The following is a 24,449-nucleotide window of genomic DNA, read 5'->3' as shown; positions in this document are numbered from 1 at the left end:
ATGGGACGACGCATTCAGGGCCAACGACGCGGTCGCGGTACCTCGACGTTCCGCGCCCCGTCCCACCGGTACAAGGCGAAGCTCGACCACAAGAAAGAGGAGGACGACGACATCGTGCGCGGGACGGTCGTGGACATCGAACACGACCCGGCCCGATCCGCACCGGTCGCCGCCGTCGAGTTCGAAGACGGCGATCAGCGACTCATCCTCGCGCCCGAAGGCATCACCGTGGGCGAGGAGCTGCAAGTCGGCGTCTCCGCCGAGATCAAGCCCGGTAACACGCTTCCGCTGGCCGAGATTCCGGAAGGTGTCCCGGTCTGTAACATCGAGGCGAACCCGGGCGACGGCGGTCGGTTCGCCCGCGCCTCGGGGACCAACGCCGACCTGATCACCCACGACCGCAACGCCGCGGTCGTCCAGCTTCCAAGCGGCGAGGTCAAGCGCCTCGATCCGCAGTGTCGCGCCACGATCGGCGTCGTCGCCGGCGGCGGTCGCACGGAGAAGCCGATGGTCAAGGCCGGCAACAAGTATCACAAGATGAAGGCCCGGGGCACGAAGTGGCCCCGCGTCCGCGGTGTCGCGATGAACGCCGTCGACCACCCGTTCGGTGGCGGCGGCCGACAACACCCCGGCAAACCCAAGTCCGTCTCGCGGGACGCCCCGCCGGGACGGAAAGTCGGTGACATCTCGTCCCGACGCACCGGTCGAGGTGGCAACAAATGAGTCAGGAGTACCGAACCGGCCGCGAAGGTGAGTTCACCTACCGCGGTCACACGCTCGAGGAGCTACAGGAGTTAGAGCTCGACGAGGTCGTGGAACTGCTCCCCGCACGCCAGCGGCGAAGTATCGAACGCGGTCTCTCCGTCGAGAAGGAGAAACTGCTCGAGGAGGCCCGCGAAGCCGGCGAAGAGGAGACGGCGAACGACCCGCTCCGAACGCACCTGCGGGACATGCCGATCCTGCCGGAGTTCGTCGGACTGACGTTCGAGGTCTACAACGGACAGGCCTTCGAGCGCGTTCGCGTCGAACCCGAAATGATCGGCCACTACCTCGGCGAGTTCCAGCTGACGCGGACCTCCGTCGAGCACGGGCAGGCCGGTATCGGCGCGACCCGATCCTCGAAGTTCGTCCCACTGAAGTGATCAACGCATGGGAATCAACTACTCAGTCGACGCGGACCCGGACGCCACGGCGAAAGCCATGCTCCGGGAGCGTCATATGAGCCACAAGCACAGCAAGGAGGTCGCCCGCGAGATCAAGGGCCGAACCGTCGGCGACGCGCAGGCGTACCTTCAGGACGTGATCGACGAGGTACAGTCGGTCCCCTTCAAATCCCACAACGCCGGCGCGGGCCACCGCTCCGACGTCGAGGGCTGGGACGCCGGCAAGTACCCGGAGAAGGTCTCCGGCGAGTTCCTCGACTTACTCGAGAACGTCGCGGCCAACGCCGACCATCAGGGATTCGACGCCGAGTCGATGGAGATCGTCCACGTCGCCGCCCACAAGGTCGGCGAGTCGGTCGGTCGCAAGCCCCGCGCGATGGGGCGGGCGTCGTCGTGGAACACCCCCCAGGTCGACGTCGAGATCGTCGTCGAAGAACAGACCGAAACCGAGGAGGACGAGAGCTAATGGCTGACGAACATCAATTCATCGAGAACGGCCTGCAGCGGTCCCAGATCGACGAGTTCTTCCAAGAAGAGCTCGGCCGCGCGGGCTACGGTGGCATGGACGTCGCCAAGACGCCGATGGGAACCCAGATCGTCCTCAAGGCCGAAAAGCCCGGGATGGTCATCGGCAAAGGCGGCGAGAACATTCGGAAAGTGACGACGGCCCTCGAGGAGAAGTTCAACCTCGAGGACCCCCAGATCGACGTCCAGGAGGTCGACGAACCCGACCTGAACGCGCGGATCGTCGCGGACCGACTGGCGAACGCGCTCGAGCGCGGCTGGTACTTCCGGAAGGCCGGTCACACGACGATCGACCGGATCATGGAAGCCGGCGCGCTCGGCGCCGAGATCGTGCTCTCCGGGAAGGTCACGGGTGCTCGATCGCGCGTCGAGAAGTTCAACCGCGGCTACATCAAGCACAACGGCGAACCCGCCGAGGAGGTCGTCGACCACGGCCAGGGCGTCGCGGTCATGAAGCTCGGCACGATCGGCGTCGACGTCAAGATCATCCCGCCGGGCGCCGAGCTCCCCGACGACTTCCAGATCAACGAAGACATGGACCCCGAAGAGCTCGTCCCCGACGCCGTCGAGGCCAACGAGGCAGAGGGCGTCGAGGAACTCCTCGAGGGCGAACCCGAGACGGCCGAAGCCGCCGAGGGCGGTGCCGAGGCCCCGTCTGACGAGGCTGTCGACGCCGTCGACGAGGACGTCGAGGAGGTCATCGAAGAGGAAGTCGAGGCAGACGAGGAGTTCGAAGAGGTCGAGGTCCCCGGTGAAGACGAAGGCGTCGAGGAAGAACTCGAGGAACTCGAGGAGGACGTCGAGGCCGAAGCCGAGGAACTCGTCGCCGAGATGGAAGACGAGGAAGCGGAAGACGAAGACGAGGGAGGTGACGCCTGATGGCGATCCTCCACGTCGAAGAGATCCGCGACATGACCCCCGCCGAACGGGCGGAGGAACTCGATGAACTCGAGACCGAGCTGCTGAACCAGAAGTCCGTCCTCGCCGCCGGCGGTGCCCCGGAGAACCCGGGTCGCATCGGCGAACTGGGTCGCACCATCGCGCGGATCAAGACGATCCAGCGGGAAGAAGGGGATCTCGAATGAGATCCGGTATCCGAACGGGCGAAGCCCGTGAGGAAGGCGACCTCGAGGACGAAGAGTAACACAACGATGGCACTGACACCCGAGACCCTGCCGCGACACGAACTCAACGGGCTCCCCGTACGAGTCGTCGAGAGCGACGACTCCGCGCGGGTGGGTCTGGAGGGCCGCGTCGTCATCGAGACGACCAAAACCCTCTCGATAGAGGTTCGTCAAGACGGCGAGTCTCGGGTCGTCATGGTGCCGAAGTCGGGCTCGACGTTCGAGTTCGCGATCACAGATGAAGCCGCCGACTCCGCGAAGGAGTCGGGGACTGCGTCCAAACTGGCCGACACTCAACCTGGGGCTGCCGAGCGATCGGCGGCCACAGACCGGGCCGGCGGCGATGCCGCCGGCCATCGTGGCGATGATTCCTCCCGGAATCACCGCCACGCCGCTGGCGAGGGCGTGGCCTACGTTACGGTCGATGGATCGCGGCTGCTCTCACGACCCGCCCGACGCACGGAGACGAATGGTGATTCACCATGGCAATAGGACTAGACGTTGAAACCCCTCCGGAACCCGAAAACCCGGAGGAATACGACTACGAGAAGTGTCCGTTCTACGGCGAACTCCCCGTTCGAGGACAGGTCCTCGAGGGGACCGTCGTCTCGACGGACATGGACAAGACCGTAGTCGTCGAGCGAGAGTACGACGTGGCGGTTCCGAAATACGACCGCCAGATGAAGCGTCGCTCGCGCATCCCGGCACACGTGCCGGGCGTGCTCGAGCCGCTCTCGGTCGGTGACACGGTCAGAATCGCAGAGACCCGACCACTGTCGAAGACGAAATCGCACGTGGTCGTCGAAGTAACCGAAGAAGCGACCGCGGAGGACCTCGCCGAACTCACGAGCCAGGCCGAGCCTGAGCCGGAGCTCTCCGACGAGGACTTCGCGACCGACGAAGACGAGGGTGATGAGTGATGGAGGCGATGAAAGCCGACGTCACGCAGGGCCTGAAGAAGGGCTCGCTGGTCACGTGCGCCGACAACACCGGCGCGCGCGAACTGAAGGTCATCAGCGTCGCGGGCTACCAGGGCACCAAGAACCGCCAGCCGAAGGCGGGGATCGGTGACAAAGTGACCGTTTCGGTCACCAAGGGTACCCCGGAGATGCGCCGACAGGTCCTCGAGGCCGTCATCGTTCGCCAGCGGAAGTCGATCCGCCGGCCCGACGGTACGCGGCTGAAGTTCGAGGACAACGCGGCGGTCATCATCGACGAGAACGAAGAGCCCCGCGGCACGGAGATCAAGGGGCCGATCGCCCGCGAAGTCGCAGAGCGCTTCGGAGCAATCGCCAGCACGGCGACGATGATCGTATAGATATGAGCAAGCAACCACACAAACAGCGAACGCAGACGGAGCGAGCGCCGCTGCACAAGCGACAGAAGCAGCTCCACGCGACGCTGTCCGACGAGCTCCGCGAGGAGTACGACACCCGTCGCACCCGCGTCAACGCGGGCGACACGGTCGAGGTCATGCGCGGCGACCACGCCGGCGACGAAGGCGAGGTCCTGCGTGCGATCCTCGAGGACGGGACGATCCACGTCGAGGACGTGACCGTCGAGACGGCCGACGGCGAAGAGGTGCCGCGGCCGCTCGACCCGTCGAACGTCCGGATCACGGAGCTCGATCTCGAGGACGAGCGTCGCGAGGCGCGACTCGAAGGTGATAGCGAATGACGAAACACCAGAAACGACTGTCGGTACCGAAGTCCTGGCCGGTCGAGCGAAAGACCGAGACCTTCACGGTCAAGGCCGACGCCGGTCCGCACGGCGAAGACGGCGTGCCGCTCGTCGTCCTCCTGCGGGACGTCCTCGGCTACGTGGACTCCCGGAAGGAAGCTCGATACGCGCTCTCCGAGGATGCGATCCTGATCAACGGGGACCCGATCAACGACGAACAGCGCCCGATCGGCATGTTCGACATCATCGCGTTCCCCGCCCGCGGGGAGTACTACCGCGTCTTCCCCGACGAGGGCGGTCGGCTCGCGCTGACCGAGATCGACGAGGACGCCGCCGAGAGTCGCCTCGGCAAAATCGAGGGCAAACAGCAGGTTTCGGGCGGCGACACCCAGCTGACGCTGCACGACGGGACGAACGTCATTGTCGACGAAGACGAGTACGACACCAAAGACTCGATCGTCGTCGACAACGACGACAAGTCGATCGTCGCACACTTCCCCTACGAGGAAGGTGCGCTCGTGACCGCCGTCCGCGGCAACCACGGCGGCAAGATCGGCGAGATCGACGCGATCGACGTGACCCCCGGCAGCGGTCCGAACCGAATCGGCGTCTCGACGGACGACGGCGGCTTCGAGACCGTCGAGGAGTACGTCGTCGTCATCGACGAGAACTTCACTGGTGATGACGATGAGTAGCGAGAGCGACTCCGGCGGCGACTTCCACGAGATGCGCGAACCGCGCGTCGAGAAGGTTGTCGTCCACATGGGCGTCGGGCAAGGTGGCCGCGAACTCGGCAAAGCCGAGGACATCATCGAGGAGGTCACCGGTCAGGAGAGCGTCCGGACCCAGGCGAAGAAGACCGAACCCGACTTCGGCATCCGCCAGGGCGACCCGATCGGCACGAAGGTCACCCTCCGCGGCGACGACGCCCACGGGTTCCTCGAGACGGCGCTGCCGCTCGCGAACATCTCGTCGGCGCAGTTCGACGACACGGGGAACTTCAGCTTCGGTGTCGAGGAACACACCGACTTCCCCAGCCAGGAGTACGACCCGAACGTCGGGATCTACGGGCTGGACGTCACCGTCAACCTGGTGCGTCCGGGCTACCGCATCGCCAAGCGCGACAAGGCCACCCGCTCGATCCCGTCGAACCACCGACTGACCCCCGAGGACGCCATCGCGTTCCTCGAGGCGAACTTCGACGTCAGCGTGGAGGGCGCAGACGATGAGTGAAAGCGAAACAGAAAACGACCGCACGGGCGAGCACGCGGCAAAGCGCACGGGACAGATCGAGTCCTGCCAGCGCTGTGGCCGCGAGCAGGGGCTCGTCGGCAAGTACGACATCAACCTTTGCCGACAGTGCTTCCGCGAGATCGCCCGCGACATGGGATTCAAGAAGTATCGATAACATGACCGGAAACGATCCACTCAGCAACGCGCTCTCGGGACTCGACAACGCCGAGAGCGTGGGTCATCTCACCCACGAGGTAACGCCCGCCTCGAACGAGATCGGCAGCGTGCTCGAGGTCTTCTACGACCGCGGGTACATCGACGGCTTCGAGTACGTCGACGACGGCAAAGCCGGTCAGTTCGAGGTCGAACTGAAAGGAGCGATCAACGAGTGCGGCCCCATCAAGCCCCGCTACGCGGTCGGCGCCCAGGACTTCGAGAAGTGGGAGAAACGGTATCTCCCCGCTCGAGACTTCGGTGCCCTCGTCGTCACGACGAGCAGTGGCATCATGAGCCACTACGAGGCGCGTGAGCAGGGTATTGGGGGCCAGGTGATCGCGTACGTCTACTAACAATGCGAGTCGAACTGGAAATTCCCGAAAACGTAACCGTCGAGGTCGATCGGTTCGACGTGACCGTCGAAGGGCCGGAAGGCAGCGTTACGCGCCGCCTCTGGTACCCCGACGTGATCGTCGAGGTCGACGACGACCAGGTGGTCATCGAAAGCGACGCCGAGGACGCGAAGACGAACTCGACCGTCGGCACCTTCGAGAGCCACATCACCAATGCCTTCCACGGCGTGACCGCGGGCTGGGAGTACGAGATGGAGGTCTTCTACTCTCACTTCCCGATGCAGGTCCGCGTGGAGGGTGAGGAAGTCGTCATCGAGAACTTCCTCGGCGAAAAGGCACCGCGACGAACGACTATCCACGGTGACACCGAGGTCAGCGTCGACGACGAGCAGCTCGTCCTCTCCGGCCCGAACAAAGACCACGTCGGGCAGACGGCAGCTGACATCGAGCAGCTGACCAAGGTCAGCGGCAAGGACACCCGCATCTTCCAGGACGGGGTCTACATCACCAACAAACCCGCCAAAGGAGGTGTCTGATAGATGGCAGACGACAACGACGACCCACAGACGCTCGAGGACATCAGCGGCGTCGGCGAGAGCAAGGCCGAGGCCCTGCGCGAGGCCGGCTTCGAGTCCATCGAGGACGTCAAGGAAGCCGACCAGGACGACCTGGCCGATGCAGAGGGCATCGGGAACGCGCTCGCGGCCCGCATCAAAGCCGACGTCGGTGACCTCGAGGTCACCGAGGAGACCGAGGCCGAGATCGAGGACGAGGGCGCCGAGGAAGCGGAGGAACCCGCCGAAGACGTCGAGACCGAACTGCAGCCCCGCGGGCTGACCGAGAAGACGCCCGACCTCTCCGAGAACGAGGAGCGACTCCTCGCTCGGCGGAAAAGCGAGGGGAAACCGCAGTTCAACCGGCAGGACTACCACAAGAAAAAGCGGACGCCGGAATCCTGGCGTCGGCCCCGCGGTACGCTGTCCAAGCAGCGCCGCGGCGTCAAGGGCAAGGGCCCGAAAGTCCAGGCCGGCTACCGAACGCCGACGGCCGTCCGAGGCAAACACCCGAGCGGCTTCGAGGAGGTCTACGTCGAAAATCTCGACGACCTCGAGGGCGTCGACGGCGACCGCGAGGCGGTTCGGATCGCCTCGGCGGTCGGTGCGCGCAAGCGCGAACGTATCGAAGAACAGGCCGAGGAACAGGGCGTCCGCGTCCTGAACCCGACCTACGAGGAAGTCGAGGTGGAAGCAGATGACTGATCTCTCCGCACAGAAGCGACTGGCTGCCGACGTCTTGGACGTCGGCAAGAACCGCGTCTGGCTCGACCCCGACGCCCAGGGCGACATCGCCGAAGCGATCACTCGCGACGAGATCCGCGAACTGGTCGACGAGGGTCGCATTCGGGCGGCCGACTCGTCGGGCAACTCCCGCGGTCGCGCCCGCGAGCGCAACGAGAAACGCGCATACGGCCACCAGAAGGGCCAGGGCAAGCGCCGCGGCAAGAAAGGCGCACGCCAGAACGAGAAAGAGGAGTGGCAGAACAAGATCCGCGCACAGCGACGGAAGCTGCGCGAACTCCGCGACAAGGGCGAGCTGACGCCCACGCAGTACCGCGAGCTCTACAAGAAGGCTGGCGGCGGGGAGTTCCGCAGCGTCCGGTACCTGTTGAACTACATCGACGACAACTACGGTGACCAATAATGGCGACAGGACCACGATACAAAGTACCGATGCGGCGTCGCCGTGAGGTCCGGACGGACTACCACCAGAGGTTGCGCCTGCTGAAATCGGGCAAGCCCCGCCTCGTCGCTCGCAAGAGCAACAAGCACACTACGGCGCAGCTGATCACTCCCGGACCACAGGGCGACGAGACGCTCGCGAGCGCACACTCGAGCGATCTCGCAGAGTACGGCTGGGACGCTCCCACGAGCAACATCTCCGCGGCGTACCTGACCGGCCTGCTGGCCGGCACACGAGCCGTCGAGGCTGGTCTCGAGGAAGCGGTCCTCGACATCGGCCTCAACACGGCCACGCCCGGCAACAAGGTGTTCGCGGTGCAGGAAGGGGCCATCGACGCCGGCCTCGAGATCCCGCACAACGACAGCGTGCTGGCTGACTGGTCGCGTACCCGCGGCGAACACATCGCCGAGTACGCCGAACAGTTAGACGAGTCGCTGTACAGCGGCGAGTTCGACGCGACCGAACTACCCGAACACTTCGACGAGGTACGAGAGGCGATTCTCGAATGAGTGGAAACAACTACAACGACAGTGGATGGGAACCCGTCACCCGTCTCGGTCGGATGGTCCAAGAGGGCGAGATCGACGATATGGAGACCGCCCTCAACTCGGGCCTCCCGTTGAAGGAGCCCGAACTCGTCGACCAGCTCCTTCCCGGACTGGAAGACGAGGTGCTGGACATCAACATGGTCCAGCGGATGACCGACTCCGGACGACGCGTGAAGTTCCGCTGTGTCGTCGCCGTCGGCAACCGCGACGGCTTCATCGGCTACGCCGAAGGCCGAGACGATCAGGTCGGCTCTGCCATCCAGAAGGCGATCGGTATCGCGAAGCTGAACATGATCCAGGTGCCCCGCGGATCGGGGTCCTGGGAGGACCGTTCGGACCGGCCCCACTCGCTGACCCGACGGACGACCGGCAAGGCCGGCTCCGTCGAGGTCGAGGTCATCCCCGCCCCCGAAGGGCTCGGGCTGGCCGCCAGTGACACCGTCCGGCACGTCCTCGAGTTGGCAGGCATCGAGAACGCCTGGACCAAGAGCCACGGCAACACCCGAACGACGGTGAACCTGGCGAAGGCGACGTTCAACGCCCTCGAGAACGCCTCTCAGTCGCGCCGGCCGCGCCGGAATCGCGGCAGCGAGGGTGCCGAGGTGAGCGAGTGATGAAGGCGATCGTCCAGATTCGCGGCGAAGTGAATCGACAGGAAGACGTTCAGGACACCCTGTCGATGCTTAACATCCACAACGTCAACCACTGCACGCTCGTCCCCGAGACCGATGCGTACGAGGGGATGATCGCGAAGGTCAACGACTACGTCGCCGTCGGCGAGCCCGATGCCGACGTGCTCGAGACCCTGCTCGCGAAGCGAGCGGAGCCCCTCGAGGGCAAGCAGGCGGACGTCGACGAGGAGTGGCTCGCCGAGCACACCGAGTACGACGATTTCGGCGGCCTTGCCGAGGCGCTCCTCGCGGAGGAGACGACGCTTCGTGACGAGGGACTGTCACCGACGCTTCGACTTCACCCGCCGCGGGGAGGTCACGACGGTATCAAGAAGCCGACCGTCGAGGGCGGCCAACTCGGAAAGCATACAACGGGGCAGATTAACGACCTGCTAGAATCGATGCGATAACCATGACGAGCAAAAAACGACGCCAGCGCGGCTCGCGGACCCACAGCGGCGGTTCCCACAAGAATCGACGCGGTGCGGGCCACCGCGGTGGACGCGGCCGTGCCGGGCGCAGCAAACACGAGTTCCACAACTACGAACCGAAGGGCAAACACGGCTTCAAGCGACCGCACGACATCCGCGAGGATGTCGCCGAGATCGACGTCCAGAAACTCGACGAGGACGCGATCCTCTACGTCGCCGACGACCTCGCCGAGGAGACCGACGGCGGCTACGAACTCGACGCGCGCGATATCGTCGAGGACGGCCACGAGGTCGACGTCGTCAAGGTCCTCGGCTCGGGGCAGGTTCGCAACGAACTGACCGTCACCGCGGACGCCTTCTCCGACGCAGCGGAAGAGAAACTCGAGGCCGCTGGCGGCGAGGCGGTTCTCTCCGAGCGCGGCGAGGAGCGGGCGGCCGAGGACGAGGCCGAAGCCGACGCTGAACAGGACGAGGAATAACCTATGGGATGGAAGGAAGCCGCTGAACCGGTCTTGACGCGGATGCCAGCAGTGCGCCGTCCGGAGGGGCACGTCCCCTTCAAGCGCAAGCTAATGTGGACGGCGGGCATCCTCATGTTGTACTTCTTCCTGACGAACGTCACGCTGTTCGGTCTGCAGTCGGGCGGGGCGAACGACCTCTTCGGGCAGTTCCGCGCGATCCTCGCCGGCTCTCAGGGGTCGGTGCTGCAGGTCGGTATCGGACCGATCGTCACCGCGAGCATCGTCTTACAGCTGCTCGGCGGGGCGAACCTGCTCGGGCTCGACACGGACGACCCGCGTGATCAGGTCCTCTATCAGGGTCTCCAGAAAGTGCTGGTCGTCCTGATGGTGATCCTGACCGGACTGCCGATGGTGTTCGCCGGCGGCTTCCTGCCAGCCCAGTCGTCGCTGCAACTCGGGGGACTCGCCCTCGGGCAGACGCAGGTCCAGTTGCTGATCTTCGCCCAGATCTTCATCGGTGGCGTCCTCATCCTCTACATGGACGAGGTCGTCAGCAAATGGGGCGTCGGCAGCGGGATCGGCCTGTTCATCATCGCCGGTGTGAGCCAACGTCTGGTCACCGGGTTCATTCAGCCCGCGGCCGGCGGGTTCTTCTTCGACTGGTACCGCATTCTGACGGGCCAGGTTGAAGTCGGCTCGATCATCTCCGGCGAAGGGCTGCAGGCGCTGCTCATCAACCAGGGGCACATCATCGCCCTGCTGACGACGCTGCTCATCTTCGGGATCGTCGTCTACGCGGAGTCGGTCCGTGTCGAGATCCCGTTGAGCCACGCTCGAGTGAAGGGCGCACGCGGTCGCTTCCCCGTGAAGCTCATTTACGCGAGCGTCCTGCCGATGATCCTCGTTCGCGCAGTGCAGGCGAACGTCCAGTTCATGGGCCAGATTCTGAACCGTCAGCTGGCGAGCATGCCCAGTTGGCTCGGTGTCTACTCACAAGGCCAGCCCACCGGCGGGCTGTTCTACTATCTCGCGCCGATCTACTCGCCGCGGGACTGGATGTGGTGGACGGCGAACGTCGCCCAGGAGTGGTGGCAGGTGATGATCCGCATCGGCATCGACGTCACGTTCATGGTCGTCGGCGGTGCGATCTTCGCCATCTTCTGGGTCGAGACGACGGACATGGGTCCCGAATCGACGGCGAAACAGATCCAGAACTCCGGGATGCAGATCCCCGGCTTCCGACAGAACGTCGGCGTCATCGAGAAGGTCATGGAGCGGTATATCCCGCAGGTGACCGTCATCGGCGGCGCGCTCGTCGGGCTGCTGGCCGTCTGGGCCAACATGCTCGGCACCATCGGGAACGTCTCCGGGACGGGCCTGCTGCTCGCGGTCTCGATCACGTACAAGCTGTACGAGGAGATCGCCGAGGAACAGCTCATGGAGATGCATCCGATGATGCGCCAGATGTTCGGCAACGAGTAACGCGTCCGAGCAGTACCTGCGCGTCCCTGTCGCTCGTTCGATCTTCTTTCTGCCGCTCGTTTCTCGAAGAGCTGGACGCTCGAGGAGCGTGCATCGAACTCGGCCCGATCGCCCGCCTCACCCGTCGGCGAACGCGGACGACGAGTCGGAGCGGTCGGTATCCTCCGATTGGCGGTGGTTTTCGTCCATCGCGTGGCCGTACAGCTTCGTCAGCGGCGTCGCCGTGAGGCCGTGGACGAGGATCGAACTCGCGACGACGAGGCTGGTCACGCTCCAGACGATCTCGGTGCCCAGAACGCGGTGGGCGACGGTCGCGTAGAAGATGGCCGCGATGCCGATCGGGCCGAACCAGCCCGCGAAGACCGCGCCGCGGGCGTCGACATCGTCGACGAACCGGTCGAACACGAGCATCATCGGCGTGCGTCGCAGGAGGAGAATGCTGGCCGCGAGCGCCACACCCGACCACCCGAGCTCGAGCCACTGCTTCCAGGGAATCACCAGCCCGAAGAGGACGAAGATCGGGAAGGTGAACAGGCGGAGCACCGTCTCTTGGACCTTCTGTTCGTCGATCTCGTCGGTCGACTCGGCGAAGCGATTGAACAGCAATCCGGCGACGAAGACTGCGAGGATGCCGTCGCTGCCGAGTAGCTTGACGCCCCCGAGGACGGCGAACGTGAACGCGACGGTGACGCTCAACAGCGACGACTCCTCGAGGAAGGCGTGTTCGCTGGATTGGCGCTCGATCCAGCCGGCGGTTGCACCGACGGCTGCACCGATGGCGACGGCCGCGCCGACCCCCCAGAGGAGCGCTCCGAGCGCCCAATCGGTGAGCGCCCGATCGAGCGGATGCTGGAGCACCAACAGTGGGAGGAAGACGAGCGGGTACGCAAGGCCGTCGTTGGCTCCCGATTCGGCGGTCAGGAGGTTCCGAATCGATTCCGGGATGTACCGCTCTGCGGCGTTACCGGTGACGATCGTTCCGGCCAGCACCGGATCGGTGGGCGTGACGACTGCGCCGATGAGGAGTGCGATCCAGACCGGGACGCCCACGAGCGCGTACACGAGGGCGCTGCTGACGAGCCACTTGGCGACCATTCCCGGGACGAGGACCGCCGCCATTCCTCGGTCGTTGTCCGAAACGTACCCGCTCGGGAGCCTGAGCGCGGCCGCCATGACGGCGAGCCCAACCGTGATCCGGGCGAACTGTTCTAAGACGAGAAACGGGTCGTCGAAACCCTCGAGGTGGAGGAGGTTCAGGCCGATCGGGCCGAGCACGACGCCGAGGGTCGCCGCTGCCATCGGCTCGGACGGGAGGTACGCCCTGTCCTGGAGCAATCCGGAGACGAGGCTGAGGACCAGCGTCAGCGTCCCGATCGTGACCAATGCGATGTTCAGCGCTTCCATGCTTCCGACCGCGGACCGATGTCCGCTCGAGAGCGGTCCCGTCGTAACCTTTCTATCACGGACAGTAGGAGGTTCGGCCTGCGTGTTCTGCGCCCGCTCGAGCGACCGATGCGTCGCCGACGAGTCCACTCCCTCGCTCAGTCTCGCTCGTCGGCGGCCGCGTCCGATTCCCACCCCTCGCTGTGGATCCGTTCGTCGGGGGCGCCCAGCTCCCGGAGCCGCTCGGTCGTCTCGACGACCATCGCCGGGACACCGCAGACGTAGCAATCCCGCTCTTCGAACCCGTCGAAGAGGTCTTCTACGTGCTCTTGGACGTAGCCGGCGCGATCGAGCCAGTCCCACCCGGGGTCCGACAGGGTGTAGGTCACCGTAACGGAGTCGTACGTTGCGGCCAGCTCGTTGAGCGTGCTCCGGTGGAAGATCGAGTCGGCCGTCCGCTCGCCGAAGACGAGGTGCGCGTCGCCGCTGCCGTCGCGGGCGTACTGCCGGAGGATCGAGAGCAACGGCGTGAGGCCGGTCCCACTCGCGAGCAGAGCGATATCGCGGTCGGGCTCCTCGAGGGAGAGGTTCCCCTCGAACTCGCCGATCTCGATCTCGTCGGTGCCGGGGAGGGTCGTCGGACTGTACGGGCGGACGACCTCCTTCCCGTCGGCGTCGAACCGAACGGTGGTGTGCTGCCCGGGATCGAACGCGAGTTCCTCGCCGGGGACGCGGAGGCGGAATCCCTTGACCTCCGGTGCGAGCCGGTACGTGTCGACGATCGTGGCTGTCCGCGTCATCTGGGTAGACGTACGCGAATCGAACGGAAAACGGTCAGTGCTACGCTCGACGACTGTCTCGGTCGCGGGAACGTTGGCGTCCGCGGACGACCCCGAAACGTGAAACTCCGCGACCGTCGAACCCGGTCGCCCTCAGTCGACGGAGACGGACGACGGCCGCCGGTTACGGCATCCTTTCGGCTGCCCGTCGAGGTCCGATTCGGGGTAGGTGGGCGATAACAATGTCGTCAGTCCGTGACCGTCAGCCCAGTGATCAGGAACGTGTCCTCCCGTCGATACCGACCGGTCCGTCCGTCGGCGCTCTCTCGAGTCGCGAGCGCGGAGTCGACGCTGTCGGGGCGTCGCGGCCGTCCGACCGCCTCGGTGCTCACTAGGATCGATGTCGGTCACTGAGCGGATCGTCGACGGCTTCAAGGCGACGCTGGGGGCGCGACTCGTCACCAACGTCGCCAACGGGCTGTTGATGCTGTTGCTCGCGCGGACGCTGCTCACGCCAGACGAGTACGGACTGCTGTTCTTCGCGATCGCGGTCATCGGCGTTGCGGGCATGTTCACCGACCTCGGCAGCGCTCGTTCCGCCGCGCGCTACATCGCCGAGTACAAGGAGACCGACGACGGGAAAATCCCCTACATTCTCCGAACGTCGTTCGGCTACCGACTGGTGTTGATCGCGGTCGTCACCGGGACGATGGTGGTCGGCCACGAGCGGATTGCAGCCCTGCTCAATACGCCCGAAGCGGCGACACCCCTGCTCGTCGGCGGCGTCTACCTCGTCTTTCAGTCGCTGAACTCCTACGGGCAGACGCTCTTTCAGGGGTTCAACCGGGTCGAACTCAGCGCGGTCCTCAGCGTCGTCGCCAACGTCACGCGCGTCGTCCTCGTCGTCGCCCTGACCCTTCTCGGGTTCGGCGTCGTCGGTGCCATGCTCGGCTATCTGGTCGGCGCGACCTTCGCAGCGCTCGTCGGGCTGATCTTCCTCTACCGGCGGTTCTACGCGACCCACGACGACGGCGGCGGCGACAAATCGCTCCGCAACCGGATGTTCCGGTACAGTATCCCCTTGACCGCCTCAACCAGCGCCAGCGTCATCGACAATCGGATCGACACGGTGCTCGTCGGCTTCTTCCTCGATCCCCTCGCGGTGAGCTACTACGTCCTCAGCAAGCAGATATCCGAGTTCATCCTCGTTCCCGCCGGCTCGCTCGGTTTCTCCGTCTCGCCGACCTACGGCGAGCAGAAGGCCAACGACGCGCTCGAGGAGGCCGCCCGGATCTACGAGTCGACGCTACAGTACGTCCTCATGCTCTACATCCCCGCGGCCGTCGGCCTGATCCTCGTCGCCGATCCGGCCGTCCGGCTGGTGTTCGGCGAGGCGTACGCCGGCGCCGCCCCCGTCCTCCAGTTGATGGCGGTCTACGTCGTCTTTCAGGGCGTCACCAACGTGACAACCAACGGTCTCGACTACCTGGGCCGGGCGTCCGACCGGGCGGTCGCCAAGGGCCTCACCTCCATCGCCAACGCCGGTCTCAACGTACTCTTGATCCCCCGCTTTGGCGTTCCGGGCGCGGCGTTCGCGACGGTCGTCACCTTCGGCATCTACACGGCGGTCAACGTCGTCGTGATGTATCGCGAGGTCGCCTTCGACTACGTCCGGGTCGCCCGCTCGGTGGCGCTCGTCTCCCTGGTCGCCGCGGGTATGGGCGCTGCCGTGCTCGTCCTCGTTCCCTACGTGTCGACGATCGCCACTCTCGCCGGCGTGATCGCGCTCGGCGTCTGCATCTGGGGCGTCATGGTCACGGTCAGCGGCTTGGTCGACCCCCGCGAGACGCTCGCGTTGCTAACCTGACGGGGCGTCTCGCTTCCGATCGAACGGACCGCAGTCGAGTACCGAGGTCACGCTCTCGCTCGATTTCGAGCAAACAGAATAGACGGACGAGCGACAGCAGAGGGTGAAAAGCGGCGAGAGGAGCTTACTGGATCGAGTAACCCGCGGCGAGGGTCAGCAGGAAGACCATGAACACCGCGGTGAGCATCAGGTAAGTGATCGAGCGGGGCTCGTCTTTCAGGTGCTGGAAGTAGCCGGCGATGAGCGATGTCTTGGTGATCGCCAGAATCATCGTTCCGCCGATGGCCATCCCATAGGTGAAGATCCCGTCGAAGTGGAAGAAGACGAACTTCCCCGTCGCTAGCAGTATCAGTGCCACGTAAATCAGGCCGTACGTCCGAAGGCTCGCCATTAGTGGGGAATGTGGGTGACGGATACTTATACCTTACCTCATCCCGCTCGCGCCGCCGTCCGTGCGAGTGGAACTGTCCGCCGGAAAAGCGGCGAACGCGAGCCGAGACGGTCGCCCTCGAGACCGAAGCGACACGTAGATGGGGCGCCGCTCCGACTAGCCGGCAATGAGTGGACGTTCGGCCCTCGCTCGCCGGACCGCTATCGGACTGGCCACCACGCTCGCGATCATCGGGCTCGGTGCCGGCGTCGCCGCCGCCAGCAACGTCGCCGCCGGCCTCACGACCGGCGGCGGCGACGTCACTGTTCCGACGTGGCTTTATCTCGCGACCGGCGGCGGCACCGTTGGCGCGTCGGCGCTATTGACCATGCTCGTCACCGACCGCGACGTGATCGGCACCTACCACGACCACGCGCTCGAGACCTCCAAGGACCGACTGCTGACCGCCGGTTCGCTGTTACTCGGCGCAGTCGGACTGCTGGGCCTCGCGCTCATCGTCGCCGCCGGGCTCGTCGGGCCCAACATCGGTCTGGTGAGCGCGACCGTCCTGATCACGTTCGTCGCCGGTCGCGCTCTGCTGACGATCGTCACCTACACCGTCGGCAACCCGTGGCCGGCGCTCAACCCCTGGCGGCGGATCGCCGAGGCGCTGCCGACCGCCGACGAGCCCTATCCGGACGCTTTCGAGTCCTGGCCTGCCGTCGTCGCGCTGTTGACGTTCGTCTGGCTCGAGATCGTCGCGCCACTGACCTCGTCGCCGGACGTGCTGCTGGCCGTCCTCCTGATGTACTCGCTGTTTACCATCTCGAGTGCGGTCGTCTTCTCGCCGTCGACGTGGTTTCGCCGCGGGGATCCTCTCTCGCTGTGGTTTCGGCTCTACGGGGCCGTCGCGCCGATCCAGCGCACCGACGACGGCTTCGAGCTGCGATACCCCGGCTCGCGACTGAGCGACGCCGACCTCGTCACCGACACCTCGCTGGTCGCATTCGTCCTCGCGCTGGTCTGGGAGCTGACCTTCAGCGGCTTCATCGTCACGCCGGCGGGCGTCCGGACCATCGAAGTCCTCGTCGGAATCGGGCTCCCGCCGGTGCTCGTCTATCTGGCCTTGCTCGTCGGCGGCTTCGGGCTGTTCTGGAAGGTCTACTGGATCGCCATCGACCGCACTCGCGAGCGCGCCGAGACGTACCTCTCCCGGCGCTATCTGGGGCTGCGATTTGCTGCACCCTTGCTCGCCATCGCGGCCGGCTACCACTTCGCCCACTACGTCGGCTTCGGGCTCTCGCTGTGGCCGTCGCTGGTCGACGCCGTGGCAGCGCCGCTTTCCCCGCCGCCGAACCCGACCCAGTACGCCCTCCCCGGCTGGTTCGGCTACCTCGAGATCGCCGCCATCCTGCTCGGCCACGTCCTCGCGGTGTGGATCGCTCACACCGTCTCCTTCGACCTCTTCCCCGGCAAACTCCAGGCGATCAGGAGCCAGTACCCGCTCATCGTCGTCATGGTCTTTTTCACGATGGTGAGCCTCTATCTGGTCTCCCAGGGGACGATGAGCCCGCCGTTCGTCCCGAGCTAGACCGGCAAACACTTCCTCGCGCCGCCGCAATACCCGATCGAATGGCGACCGACAGCGCGCTCGAGCGAGAGTACGACGTGCCGCCGGACCACGCGCCCGGCGCGACCTGTCCGTACTGCGGTCGGCCGTTTCGATCCGAGCAGTACGTAACCTTCCACATCGGCGTCGACCACGCCGAGGAGTGTTCCGAGGCCGAACTCGAGGCCTTCGAGGAGGAGCGCGACGACGAGGAGTACGACTTGTTCACGTTCCACTTCAAGGCGGCAATCTCCGTCTTCCTGATCTACTTCCTGTTTACTTTCGTCTACGCGCTGGTCTGGGCGGGGTGAGCGTGCTGCTGCCGCTCGGCGTCTCTTTTTAGTTCTGCACCTCGAGCGCCTGCTCTCAGCACGTGAGCGGGCGCCCTGTCCCGCGTTGTGAGGCGGCTTGCTCGTCGGCTGGGCCCGTACACACATTCCGTGCGCTCTGGTCTCTCGAGCGTCGTCACAGGCTGCAATCGACTGCTGATCGGAGCGAGAGACGGTCCAAGGTTGTCACTGGCCTGTCAGACGGTGCCCTACGGCGTCGGAAAACACGAAACCGCGAAAAACGAACCTGTGTAGCGCAGAGGCGCTACATCAGGTAGAACAGTGGGAACAGGAAGACCCACACGATGTCGACGAAGTGCCAGTAGAGGCCGAAGTACTCCACCGGCATGTGATCCTCGAGGTACGCATCGACCGACACGATCCGGTAGATCATGAACAGGGCGATGAGTAGCCCGAGGATGACGTGCAGCGCGTGCAGGCCGGTCGTCACGAAGTACAGCGAGTACTCGATCCCGCTGAACCAGTAGTGACCGTCGGCGAACTTGCTGGTGTACTCGAAGGCCTTGACGCCCATGAACACGAATCCAAGCAGGATCGTAGCGCTGAGCGCGCCGAGCAGTCCCTTCTTGTTCCCGCGTTCGGCCATCACGTGCGCCACGACGACCGCGAAACTCGAGGTCAGGAGGACGTACGTGTTGAACAGGCCGGCCATGGTGATGGCGTCGAGATGCCAGTTATTCCAGCCGCCGTGGATGCGCATGAAGACGTACGCACCGATTGCGGCACCGAAGACGACGACGTCCGACGCCAGGAAGAACCAGACGCCGAGCTTTTCGTTGTTGATGCCGCCGAACGGCCACTGTTCGGCGACCAGCATCTCGGGAGCGTCGAACTGCTCGCGGCCGAAGTTGAACAGCGTAACCCCGAGCAGGCCGATGCCGATCGCGGTCAGCACCGGGTAGACGATGCTCTTTGCCGGTGCCGTCCCCGCCAGCGTGATGAACTCGCCGGCGTGCATGTGCTCGCTGACGAACGTGTAGACGTACGGCGTCATACCGCTGAGGCCGAGGAAGAACACGGCGGTCGCGATACCGATGCCGAACGGCCAGATGCTGGCGTGGTCCGCATGCTCCTCCTCGTGGCTCGCCGTCGCTGTGCCAGCGGCGTCCTTGCCGGTCGCGACGCCGCCGTCGGTCGCGGTCGCCGCGTCGTCGACGAACTCGAGTCGGCCGCTGGCGTAGCTGGGCCGGTTCGGCCAGTTATCGAGCGGCGGCGGCGAGGGGATCGCCCACTCGGCGGTTCGCGAGTACGTCCACGGGTTGTCGGGAGCGTCGGGGCCCGATCGCAGGCTCTTCGCGAGCGTGAGTATCACGAGGAGGACCGACGCTCCGAGGACGAACGCCCCGACCGTCGCGATCTGGTGGTACAGTTGCGTACTCTCGGGGTAGTGGAAGACCCGGCGGGGGGTCTCCCAGGCGAGGAACATCGGGAAGTACAGCAGGTTAAAGCCGATGAAGTACACCGCGAAGCTGAGCTTTCCGAGGCGTTCGGAGTACATCTTCCCGGTGATCTTCGGCCACCAGTAGTAGAGGCCGCCGATCAGCGCGGTGACGCCCGAGACCATCACGTAGTGGAAGTGGGCGACGACCCAGTAGGTCCCGCGGAACTCGTAGTCCAGCACGACTGCACCCAGGAAGACGCCGGTGATCCCGCCGAGGATGAACAACACGAGCGCACCGAGCGCGAACAGGAACGGCGTCGTGAACCGCACACGACCCTTGACCATCGTGTAGATCATCGCGAAGACCATCAGGTCGAACGGCAGCGAGATCCCGATCGTCGTCGCCATGAACAGCGTCTTGATCGGGAGGTTGATCGTCGACAGGAACATGTGGTGCATCCAGACGAGGAACGACTGGACGGCCACGAGGACCATCGCGATGATGACCCACTTCCGGCCGACCAGCCGTCGTCCGGTGAACGTCTGGAAGATCTCGAACATGATCCCCAGCGCGGGGAAGAAGACGATGTACACCTCCGGATGGCCGAAGAACCAGAAGACGTGGGCCCACAGCAGGCTCGAGCCTTCGTTGGTCGCGAAGTACTGCGTGAGGAAGACGCGGTCGACTGCCAGCAACAAGAGCGCGGCCAGCAGCGCCGCGAACGCGAACAGCATCATCCAGACGGTCAGCAGCCACGACCAGGAGAACATCGGCATGTTCCAGAGGCCGAGTCCCTCGGCGCGGGACCGGTGCATCGTCGTCAGGAAGTTCACCGTCCCGAGCGTGATCGAGAGGACGAACAGGGTCAACGCGAGGATCGTCGCGTTACTGCCGGCCGTCGCCTCCATCACCGAGTTGTACATGGGCACGTTCAGCGGGGAGTACATCGTCCATCCGCCGGAGAACGAACCGCCCTGGAAGAACGAGAGCCCCATCAGCACGCCCGAGAACAGGTAGAACCAGTAACTCAGTGCGTTCAGCCGCGGGAACGCGAGGTCCTTCGCGCCGATCTGGAGCGGCACGAAGTAGTTCGCGAAGCCGCTCGCGATCGGTGAGAGGAACCAGAAGACCATGATGAGTCCGTGGGCCGTCACCGACTGATAGTACTGGTCGTTCGTCAGCAGGCCCGTGCCGCCGGCCTGCCACAGATGGGCGCGGAACAGCAGCGCGAGGAGGCCACCGAACAACAGGAAGAACATCGCCGTCCCCAGATAGAGGACGCCGATGTCCTTGTGATTCGTCGTGACTAGCCACCGCTTTATCGACGTCTTTGGCGGAAGATCACTCATCAGTTCCCACCTCCGCCGTTCGATTGCGTTTCGTTTCCATTCGTGTTGCTCTCACTCGCATTGACGCCTTCGAGCGTGATGGTCTCGCTGACCGGACCGGTCATGTCGAACTGCGTCGTCGTCTCCTCGAACTGCCCGTCGGTCGACGTGACCGTCACGTTGTACTGCCCACCTTGCTCGAGGTCGGTAATCTCGAGCGTTCCGTTCTCGAACTCGTTGGCCGAGTACGTCTGCTCGAAGTCCGACTCCTGGCTAACCAGCGTCAGCTCGTACCCTTCGGTGACGGGGGTCTCGTTTGCACCCTGCACCGTGAGCGACATCGTCAGCTGGTTGTTCATCCACTCTTCGAACGCCTCTGGTTCCATTATTTCGACCGTCCCGGTCATCTGGGTGTGGAACTCGCCGCAGAGTTCGTAACACCGGATCGTCTGCGTTCCGGGTTCTTCGGCTTCGAACCAGGTCTCGTCGTATTCGCCCGGAATTGCGTCGGCTTTCACCCGTTGCTCGGGTATGCCGAACGTGTGCCAGACGTCACCGGAGGTCGTCCGGATCCAGATTCGCTCGTCGGCGGGCACCCGGAGGGTGCTCACCGATTCGATTCCGTTCGAGTACTCGAAGTACCACGCGAAGCTCTGCCCGGTGACTTCGACCTCGAATCGCTCCTCAGCCTGTTGAGCACCGTCCGGACTCTCAACGTACAGGAGCATCCCGTACGTCCAGATCACCAGCGAGATAACGATGATCGCGCTGATGCCGAACGAGAGGAACAGTTTCTTGCCGCCCTTTCCGCCTGTCGGTAACTCCCCGACCGATGGCAGATTCTCGTCGGTGTCGGTTTCGCCGGTGTCGCGGTACTTGTACGCGTTGTACAAGGTGTACGCGACGACGACGACGCCGACGATCGTCCCGAGTCCCAGGAAGACCAGAAAGATCTCCTGAAACACGTCGACTCGAGTCTGCTGCAGCGGGGTCGTAAGTGCGCTGTAGATTGTGTTCACCTCTTTTGAAGGTCGCTTATATGTCGGGGGATGGTTGCTGGGGACACTTATCTATTTGGAAACCGCCCGGAGGGTCCGGTCTGACGGCCGCCCGGCTGGTGATGGGGCGATCCCGGTTCGATCCGATGCTGATACGTCTATCACGTTCCATCATTGTGCCCTTGGAGCCGACGACCTTTTTTCTGTCGCTGTGACGGCCGAATAGTGTATTTTCAGCCACACGTCCGCGCCGATATTCAAGCTTACAGCGAACGTGTTCGCATGAGCCGGCCAGCGACGGGGCGAGCGGATCGCCCGTTTTGGTCGACCAGCCGCTCGCCCGTCTCCGTCAGCCGAACAGGCGCTCGCGAAGCGACCGCTCGTGGCGCTTCTGAGCGAGCAGGACCGAACAGTCGACCGTCTTCGTCACGTCGTCGATGAGCGAGCCGCCAAGGAGCCGGGAGAGAAGGCCCTGTTCGGTCGCCCCGATGATGAGCATCGTATGGTCGGCGGCCGCCCGCTCGATCGCCGTCTCGGGGTCGCCGCGTTCGATCGACAGGGTCGCGTCCTCGAGGTCGTGATCGCTCGCCCACTCCTCGAGGAACGCCTCGGCCTCGGCGGCCGATTCGTCGTCGTCGCGAACGTACAGCAGGGAGACCTCGCTGTCGTACTCCGCGGCGAGCAGTCGGGCGACGGCCGCACCGAACGCGGAGTCCGGGCCGCCGGCGGTCGGCACGAGGATGCGCGAGGCGTCGAATCCGCGGTCTTTGAGGACGAGGAAGTCACAGGGGAGGGACCCGGTGAGTTCGTCTATCCGATCCTCGGCCCGCCCGTGGGCGTCTGGCCCCCAGCCCATCACGACGAGATCGGCGTTGTCCGTCCGCGCGGCGTCGAAGACCTCTTCGAACGACCGGTGAGAGAGGATCGTCTTCGTCTCGACGTCGACGCCGAACGTCTCGGCGTCCCGCCGGGCGCGCTCGAGCAGCTGTTCGGATTCGGCGTCGAGCTCGGCGACGTGGTCGGCCCCGTGCTCGAGGGCGGTCTGATCGGGCACCTGAACGATGTGGGTCGCGACGACGGTGCCGTTTCGCTGGTTCGCGATCGCGCTGGCGAGGGTGATCAGGTCGGTCTCGTGATCGGGGTTGGCCAGCGGGACCATCACGCGGTAGGTGCCGCCGTCGGGTTGGACGCTCGTGGCGGCGGTGACGGCGGGTTCGGGCATCTCGTCGGCCCGATTGAGGATGTACTCGCTCAGGACGCCCTGGGCGTCGGTCTTGTCGCGTGCGTAGACGAGATACCAAAGAGCGGCGATAACTACGAACGCGATACAGAGTGCGATGACGCGCGCATCGATGAACGCGATGAGGGCGAAGGAGAGGATCGCCCCGAGGATCGGCGTCACCGGATAGAACGGCACGCGGTAGTCCGGATCGTACTCCTCGGGCTCGGCCTCGCGCATGACGATCAGGGCGATGTTCAGCAGGCCGTAGATGACGAGGTGGAGGACGCTCCCGGCGGTCGAGAGGGTCCGGATGTCGCCGATCAGGAGGAAGAGGACGATGAAGCCACCAGTAACGGCGATCGATCGGTACGGCGTCCCGTAGCGAGGATGGATCTCGTTGAGTTCGGGGCTGATCAGTCTGTTTCGTCCCATCGCGAAGTTGATCCGGGAGGAGGCGAGGATCGACGCGTTCGCCGAGGAGGCCGTCGCCAGCAGCCCGCCGAGCAACAGCGCGGCGGCCCCGATCGGTCCGATGAGTTGGCTCGCCACGTCGACGACTGCCGTGTCGTTGTTGGCCACGAGCTCGGTCTCGACGGCGGCGAGGACGGCGAGCAACACGAGCGCGTAGATCCCCGTCACGAGGACGACGCTGCCGATGACCGCACGCGGGAGGTTCCGGCCGGGGTCTTTGATCTCCTCGGCGACGGACGTGATCTGGACGAAGCCGAGGTACGAGACGAAGATCAGCCCGGTCACCGGTAGTAGAGGGGCGATCCCTTTGTCCGGCGGGACGATCGGCCGGAGTGTCGCGAGGTCAGCGTTCATGACCCCGTAGCCGGTGAAGACGGCCAAGATGCCGACGAGCGTGATGACGATGACGTTCTGGAGGGTGCCCGTCTCTTTTGCGCCGACGTAGTTGACGGTAATGAAGAGCAACGCCGCGCCGAGTCCGATCAGCTGTGCGGCCGACAGCGAGAGGAAGGCGAGTTCGACCGGTCCGAACGTGATGCCGGCCATGCGGACGATGTACTCGCCGAAGCCGTAGACGTAAAAGGCCGAGGCGAACGCGAGGCCGATCCAGTTCCCCCAGCCGGCGATCGAGCCGAACAGCGGACCGAGCGCGCGATTGACGTAGAAGTACGCGCCGCCGGATTTTGGCATCGCGGTCCCGAGCTCGCTCGCCGAAAACGCCGTCAACAGCGCGATCCCGCCCCCGAGGACGAACGCGAGCGCGGCCAGCGGACCGGCGGTCGCGACCGCTTCACCGGGCAGGACGAAGATCCCGGCACCGATCATCGTCCCGACGCCGATCGTCAGCGCTGCGAGCGGGCCGAGGTCTTTCGCCAGTTCTTCGTCACTCATTGTACGCGGGACTGACCGCCGACTACTGTTCGTCGACCGATCCTCACCGGCGGCCCACAGCATTGGGCCATCAGATGCTGTAACCGCGTCGCGACCGAGTCTGAGTAGCAGTGGGACTGGTCGGTGCGTCGTGCGAGGTCCATACCGGCAGTTGCGACTCTTGGTATTATAG

Annotated in this window: 31 protein-coding genes; 24 read left to right on the top strand and 7 right to left on the bottom strand. The window is 64.9% G+C overall.

Going from position 1 to position 24,449, the window contains the following annotated elements; translation table 11 throughout:
* The 21 genes from NKH51_RS10660 (at window position 1) to secY (ending at window position 11,627) form a co-directional block, all read left to right on the top strand.
* A complete protein-coding gene (locus tag NKH51_RS10660) occupies window positions 1-723 on the top strand; it encodes a 50S ribosomal protein L2 (protein WP_254761662.1) in 723 nt (240 codons plus the stop codon).
* The gene (locus NKH51_RS10655) at window positions 720-1,142 is read left to right on the top strand and encodes a 30S ribosomal protein S19 (RefSeq protein WP_254761661.1); all 423 of its coding nucleotides are present in this window, start codon (window positions 720-722) and stop codon (window positions 1,140-1,142) included. Before NKH51_RS10660 ends, NKH51_RS10655 begins: the two co-directional genes overlap by 4 nt.
* A 7-nt stretch (window positions 1,143-1,149) precedes the next feature.
* Window positions 1,150-1,629: a 50S ribosomal protein L22 gene (locus NKH51_RS10650; protein ID WP_254761660.1), complete on the top strand. Its 480-nt coding sequence runs from the start codon at window positions 1,150-1,152 to the stop codon at window positions 1,627-1,629.
* The gene (locus NKH51_RS10645; protein ID WP_254761659.1) at window positions 1,629-2,567 is read left to right on the top strand and encodes a 30S ribosomal protein S3; all 939 of its coding nucleotides are present in this window, start codon (window positions 1,629-1,631) and stop codon (window positions 2,565-2,567) included. Before NKH51_RS10650 ends, NKH51_RS10645 begins: the two co-directional genes overlap by 1 nt.
* Window positions 2,567-2,773: a 50S ribosomal protein L29 gene (rpmC, locus tag NKH51_RS10640; RefSeq protein ID WP_254761658.1), complete on the top strand. Its 207-nt coding sequence runs from the start codon at window positions 2,567-2,569 to the stop codon at window positions 2,771-2,773. The genes NKH51_RS10645 and rpmC overlap by 1 nt, the downstream gene beginning before the upstream one ends.
* A 66-nt stretch (window positions 2,774-2,839) precedes the next feature.
* On the top strand, window positions 2,840-3,304 hold the full coding sequence (locus tag NKH51_RS10635; RefSeq protein WP_254761657.1) for a ribonuclease P protein component 1: 465 nt from the start codon (window positions 2,840-2,842) through the stop codon (window positions 3,302-3,304).
* Window positions 3,295-3,732 carry a 30S ribosomal protein S17 gene (locus tag NKH51_RS10630; protein ID WP_254761656.1) on the top strand — a complete coding sequence of 146 codons (438 nt, stop codon included), beginning with the start codon at window positions 3,295-3,297 and terminating at the stop codon, window positions 3,730-3,732. The genes NKH51_RS10635 and NKH51_RS10630 overlap by 10 nt, the downstream gene beginning before the upstream one ends.
* Window positions 3,732-4,130 (top strand): 50S ribosomal protein L14, encoded by a 399-nt coding sequence (locus NKH51_RS10625; protein WP_254761655.1) that lies wholly within the window; start codon window positions 3,732-3,734, stop codon window positions 4,128-4,130. The genes NKH51_RS10630 and NKH51_RS10625 overlap by 1 nt, the downstream gene beginning before the upstream one ends.
* A gap of 2 nt (window positions 4,131-4,132) precedes the next feature.
* Entirely contained in the window at window positions 4,133-4,489 is a 357-nt protein-coding gene (gene rplX / locus NKH51_RS10620) for a 50S ribosomal protein L24 (protein ID WP_254761654.1), read from the top strand.
* Window positions 4,486-5,187: a 30S ribosomal protein S4e gene (locus tag NKH51_RS10615; protein ID WP_254761653.1), complete on the top strand. Its 702-nt coding sequence runs from the start codon at window positions 4,486-4,488 to the stop codon at window positions 5,185-5,187. The genes rplX and NKH51_RS10615 overlap by 4 nt, the downstream gene beginning before the upstream one ends.
* Window positions 5,180-5,725, top strand: coding sequence for a 50S ribosomal protein L5 (locus tag NKH51_RS10610; RefSeq protein ID WP_254761652.1), 546 nt, complete (start codon window positions 5,180-5,182; stop codon window positions 5,723-5,725). Before NKH51_RS10615 ends, NKH51_RS10610 begins: the two co-directional genes overlap by 8 nt.
* Window positions 5,718-5,900 carry a 30S ribosomal protein S14 gene (locus tag NKH51_RS10605; protein WP_130498710.1) on the top strand — a complete coding sequence of 61 codons (183 nt, stop codon included), beginning with the start codon at window positions 5,718-5,720 and terminating at the stop codon, window positions 5,898-5,900. The genes NKH51_RS10610 and NKH51_RS10605 overlap by 8 nt, the downstream gene beginning before the upstream one ends.
* Before the next feature lies 1 nt (window position 5,901).
* On the top strand, window positions 5,902-6,294 hold the full coding sequence (locus NKH51_RS10600) for a 30S ribosomal protein S8 (RefSeq protein ID WP_254761651.1): 393 nt from the start codon (window positions 5,902-5,904) through the stop codon (window positions 6,292-6,294).
* Between the two features lie 2 nt (window positions 6,295-6,296).
* Window positions 6,297-6,830 (top strand): 50S ribosomal protein L6, encoded by a 534-nt coding sequence (locus NKH51_RS10595; RefSeq protein ID WP_254761650.1) that lies wholly within the window; start codon window positions 6,297-6,299, stop codon window positions 6,828-6,830.
* Window positions 6,831-6,833: 3 nt separating this feature from the next.
* The gene (locus NKH51_RS10590; RefSeq protein ID WP_254761649.1) at window positions 6,834-7,553 is read left to right on the top strand and encodes a 50S ribosomal protein L32e; all 720 of its coding nucleotides are present in this window, start codon (window positions 6,834-6,836) and stop codon (window positions 7,551-7,553) included.
* On the top strand, window positions 7,546-7,995 hold the full coding sequence (locus NKH51_RS10585; protein WP_254761648.1) for a 50S ribosomal protein L19e: 450 nt from the start codon (window positions 7,546-7,548) through the stop codon (window positions 7,993-7,995). The genes NKH51_RS10590 and NKH51_RS10585 overlap by 8 nt, the downstream gene beginning before the upstream one ends.
* A complete protein-coding gene (locus NKH51_RS10580) occupies window positions 7,995-8,543 on the top strand; it encodes a 50S ribosomal protein L18 (protein WP_254761647.1) in 549 nt (182 codons plus the stop codon). The genes NKH51_RS10585 and NKH51_RS10580 overlap by 1 nt, the downstream gene beginning before the upstream one ends.
* On the top strand, window positions 8,540-9,196 hold the full coding sequence (locus NKH51_RS10575) for a 30S ribosomal protein S5 (RefSeq protein WP_254761646.1): 657 nt from the start codon (window positions 8,540-8,542) through the stop codon (window positions 9,194-9,196). Before NKH51_RS10580 ends, NKH51_RS10575 begins: the two co-directional genes overlap by 4 nt.
* Window positions 9,196-9,663 carry a 50S ribosomal protein L30 gene (locus NKH51_RS10570; protein WP_254761645.1) on the top strand — a complete coding sequence of 156 codons (468 nt, stop codon included), beginning with the start codon at window positions 9,196-9,198 and terminating at the stop codon, window positions 9,661-9,663. Before NKH51_RS10575 ends, NKH51_RS10570 begins: the two co-directional genes overlap by 1 nt.
* Before the next feature lie 2 nt (window positions 9,664-9,665).
* Entirely contained in the window at window positions 9,666-10,163 is a 498-nt protein-coding gene (locus NKH51_RS10565; protein ID WP_254761644.1) for an uL15m family ribosomal protein, read from the top strand.
* Window positions 10,164-10,166: 3 nt separating this feature from the next.
* The gene (gene secY / locus NKH51_RS10560) at window positions 10,167-11,627 is read left to right on the top strand and encodes a preprotein translocase subunit SecY (RefSeq protein WP_254761643.1); all 1,461 of its coding nucleotides are present in this window, start codon (window positions 10,167-10,169) and stop codon (window positions 11,625-11,627) included.
* A gap of 117 nt (window positions 11,628-11,744) precedes the next feature.
* Here the strand turns inward: secY and NKH51_RS10555 are convergent, their stop codons facing one another.
* The 3 genes from NKH51_RS10555 to NKH51_RS10545 form a co-directional block, all read right to left on the bottom strand.
* Entirely contained in the window at window positions 11,745-13,031 is a 1,287-nt protein-coding gene (locus NKH51_RS10555; RefSeq protein ID WP_254761642.1) for a cation:proton antiporter domain-containing protein, read from the bottom strand.
* Between the two features lie 137 nt (window positions 13,032-13,168).
* The gene (locus NKH51_RS10550) at window positions 13,169-13,810 is read right to left on the bottom strand and encodes a ferredoxin--NADP reductase (RefSeq protein ID WP_254761641.1); all 642 of its coding nucleotides are present in this window, start codon (window positions 13,808-13,810) and stop codon (window positions 13,169-13,171) included.
* Between the two features lie 227 nt (window positions 13,811-14,037).
* Window positions 14,038-14,181 carry a hypothetical protein gene (locus NKH51_RS10545; RefSeq protein ID WP_254761640.1) on the bottom strand — a complete coding sequence of 48 codons (144 nt, stop codon included), beginning with the start codon at window positions 14,179-14,181 and terminating at the stop codon, window positions 14,038-14,040.
* Between the two features lie 8 nt (window positions 14,182-14,189).
* Between NKH51_RS10545 and NKH51_RS10540 the strand changes: the two genes are divergently transcribed.
* Window positions 14,190-15,656: a flippase gene (locus NKH51_RS10540; protein WP_254761639.1), complete on the top strand. Its 1,467-nt coding sequence runs from the start codon at window positions 14,190-14,192 to the stop codon at window positions 15,654-15,656.
* Window positions 15,657-15,780: 124 nt separating this feature from the next.
* Here the strand turns inward: NKH51_RS10540 and NKH51_RS10535 are convergent, their stop codons facing one another.
* On the bottom strand, window positions 15,781-16,047 hold the full coding sequence (locus NKH51_RS10535) for a cytochrome C oxidase subunit IV family protein (RefSeq protein WP_254761638.1): 267 nt from the start codon (window positions 16,045-16,047) through the stop codon (window positions 15,781-15,783).
* A gap of 166 nt (window positions 16,048-16,213) precedes the next feature.
* Between NKH51_RS10535 and NKH51_RS10530 the strand changes: the two genes are divergently transcribed.
* Together NKH51_RS10530 and NKH51_RS10525 are read left to right on the top strand one after the other, a co-directional pair.
* Window positions 16,214-17,617, top strand: coding sequence for a hypothetical protein (locus NKH51_RS10530; protein WP_254761637.1), 1,404 nt, complete (start codon window positions 16,214-16,216; stop codon window positions 17,615-17,617).
* 41 nt (window positions 17,618-17,658) lie between these two features.
* Complete coding sequence (locus tag NKH51_RS10525) at window positions 17,659-17,946, top strand: DUF7410 domain-containing protein (RefSeq protein ID WP_254761636.1); 288 nt, start codon at window positions 17,659-17,661, stop codon at window positions 17,944-17,946.
* 283 nt (window positions 17,947-18,229) lie between these two features.
* Here NKH51_RS10525 and NKH51_RS10520 read toward each other — a convergent pair whose 3' ends face one another.
* From NKH51_RS10520 to NKH51_RS10510, 3 genes are all read right to left on the bottom strand, one after another.
* Window positions 18,230-20,716 (bottom strand): cbb3-type cytochrome c oxidase subunit I, encoded by a 2,487-nt coding sequence (locus NKH51_RS10520; RefSeq protein ID WP_254761635.1) that lies wholly within the window; start codon window positions 20,714-20,716, stop codon window positions 18,230-18,232.
* Window positions 20,716-21,714 (bottom strand): cytochrome c oxidase subunit II, encoded by a 999-nt coding sequence (gene coxB, locus NKH51_RS10515; protein WP_254761634.1) that lies wholly within the window; start codon window positions 21,712-21,714, stop codon window positions 20,716-20,718. Before coxB ends, NKH51_RS10520 begins: the two co-directional genes overlap by 1 nt.
* Window positions 21,715-22,042: 328 nt before the next feature.
* A complete protein-coding gene (locus NKH51_RS10510; RefSeq protein WP_254761633.1) occupies window positions 22,043-24,277 on the bottom strand; it encodes an amino acid permease in 2,235 nt (744 codons plus the stop codon).
* Window positions 24,278-24,449 lie beyond the last annotated feature (172 nt).

Origin of the sequence: Natrinema marinum, from assembly GCF_024296685.1 — an archaeon.
In the GTDB taxonomy this organism is placed as follows: domain Archaea; phylum Halobacteriota; class Halobacteria; order Halobacteriales; family Natrialbaceae; genus Natrinema; species Natrinema marinum.
The sequence above is the reverse complement of the archived record's forward strand: the minus strand, read 5'-3'. Positions and strand labels throughout refer to the sequence as shown.

Bases quoted from the DNA above. Each gene is read 5' to 3' on its own strand.
- NKH51_RS10660 (WP_254761662.1), top strand. From the start codon at position 1: ATGGGACGACGCATTCAGGGCCAACGACGCGGTCGCGGTACCTCGACG.
- NKH51_RS10655 (WP_254761661.1), top strand. From the start codon at position 720: ATGAGTCAGGAGTACCGAACCGGCCGCGAAGGTGAGTTCACCTACCGC.
- NKH51_RS10650 (WP_254761660.1), top strand. From the start codon at position 1,150: ATGGGAATCAACTACTCAGTCGACGCGGACCCGGACGCCACGGCGAAA.
- NKH51_RS10645 (WP_254761659.1), top strand. From the start codon at position 1,629: ATGGCTGACGAACATCAATTCATCGAGAACGGCCTGCAGCGGTCCCAG.
- rpmC (WP_254761658.1), top strand. From the start codon at position 2,567: ATGGCGATCCTCCACGTCGAAGAGATCCGCGACATGACCCCCGCCGAA.
- NKH51_RS10635 (WP_254761657.1), top strand. From the start codon at position 2,840: ATGGCACTGACACCCGAGACCCTGCCGCGACACGAACTCAACGGGCTC.
- NKH51_RS10630 (WP_254761656.1), top strand. From the start codon at position 3,295: ATGGCAATAGGACTAGACGTTGAAACCCCTCCGGAACCCGAAAACCCG.
- NKH51_RS10625 (WP_254761655.1), top strand. From the start codon at position 3,732: ATGGAGGCGATGAAAGCCGACGTCACGCAGGGCCTGAAGAAGGGCTCG.
- rplX (WP_254761654.1), top strand. From the start codon at position 4,133: ATGAGCAAGCAACCACACAAACAGCGAACGCAGACGGAGCGAGCGCCG.
- NKH51_RS10615 (WP_254761653.1), top strand. From the start codon at position 4,486: ATGACGAAACACCAGAAACGACTGTCGGTACCGAAGTCCTGGCCGGTC.
- NKH51_RS10610 (WP_254761652.1), top strand. From the start codon at position 5,180: ATGAGTAGCGAGAGCGACTCCGGCGGCGACTTCCACGAGATGCGCGAA.
- NKH51_RS10605 (WP_130498710.1), top strand. From the start codon at position 5,718: ATGAGTGAAAGCGAAACAGAAAACGACCGCACGGGCGAGCACGCGGCA.
- NKH51_RS10600 (WP_254761651.1), top strand. From the start codon at position 5,902: ATGACCGGAAACGATCCACTCAGCAACGCGCTCTCGGGACTCGACAAC.
- NKH51_RS10595 (WP_254761650.1), top strand. From the start codon at position 6,297: ATGCGAGTCGAACTGGAAATTCCCGAAAACGTAACCGTCGAGGTCGAT.
- NKH51_RS10590 (WP_254761649.1), top strand. From the start codon at position 6,834: ATGGCAGACGACAACGACGACCCACAGACGCTCGAGGACATCAGCGGC.
- NKH51_RS10585 (WP_254761648.1), top strand. From the start codon at position 7,546: ATGACTGATCTCTCCGCACAGAAGCGACTGGCTGCCGACGTCTTGGAC.
- NKH51_RS10580 (WP_254761647.1), top strand. From the start codon at position 7,995: ATGGCGACAGGACCACGATACAAAGTACCGATGCGGCGTCGCCGTGAG.
- NKH51_RS10575 (WP_254761646.1), top strand. From the start codon at position 8,540: ATGAGTGGAAACAACTACAACGACAGTGGATGGGAACCCGTCACCCGT.
- NKH51_RS10570 (WP_254761645.1), top strand. From the start codon at position 9,196: ATGAAGGCGATCGTCCAGATTCGCGGCGAAGTGAATCGACAGGAAGAC.
- NKH51_RS10565 (WP_254761644.1), top strand. From the start codon at position 9,666: ATGACGAGCAAAAAACGACGCCAGCGCGGCTCGCGGACCCACAGCGGC.
- secY (WP_254761643.1), top strand. From the start codon at position 10,167: ATGGGATGGAAGGAAGCCGCTGAACCGGTCTTGACGCGGATGCCAGCA.
- NKH51_RS10555 (WP_254761642.1), bottom strand. From the start codon at position 13,031: ATGGAAGCGCTGAACATCGCATTGGTCACGATCGGGACGCTGACGCTG.
- NKH51_RS10550 (WP_254761641.1), bottom strand. From the start codon at position 13,810: ATGACGCGGACAGCCACGATCGTCGACACGTACCGGCTCGCACCGGAG.
- NKH51_RS10540 (WP_254761639.1), top strand. From the start codon at position 14,190: ATGTCGGTCACTGAGCGGATCGTCGACGGCTTCAAGGCGACGCTGGGG.
- NKH51_RS10535 (WP_254761638.1), bottom strand. From the start codon at position 16,047: ATGGCGAGCCTTCGGACGTACGGCCTGATTTACGTGGCACTGATACTG.
- NKH51_RS10530 (WP_254761637.1), top strand. From the start codon at position 16,214: ATGAGTGGACGTTCGGCCCTCGCTCGCCGGACCGCTATCGGACTGGCC.
- NKH51_RS10525 (WP_254761636.1), top strand. From the start codon at position 17,659: ATGGCGACCGACAGCGCGCTCGAGCGAGAGTACGACGTGCCGCCGGAC.
- NKH51_RS10520 (WP_254761635.1), bottom strand. From the start codon at position 20,716: ATGAGTGATCTTCCGCCAAAGACGTCGATAAAGCGGTGGCTAGTCACG.
- NKH51_RS10510 (WP_254761633.1), bottom strand. From the start codon at position 24,277: ATGAGTGACGAAGAACTGGCGAAAGACCTCGGCCCGCTCGCAGCGCTG.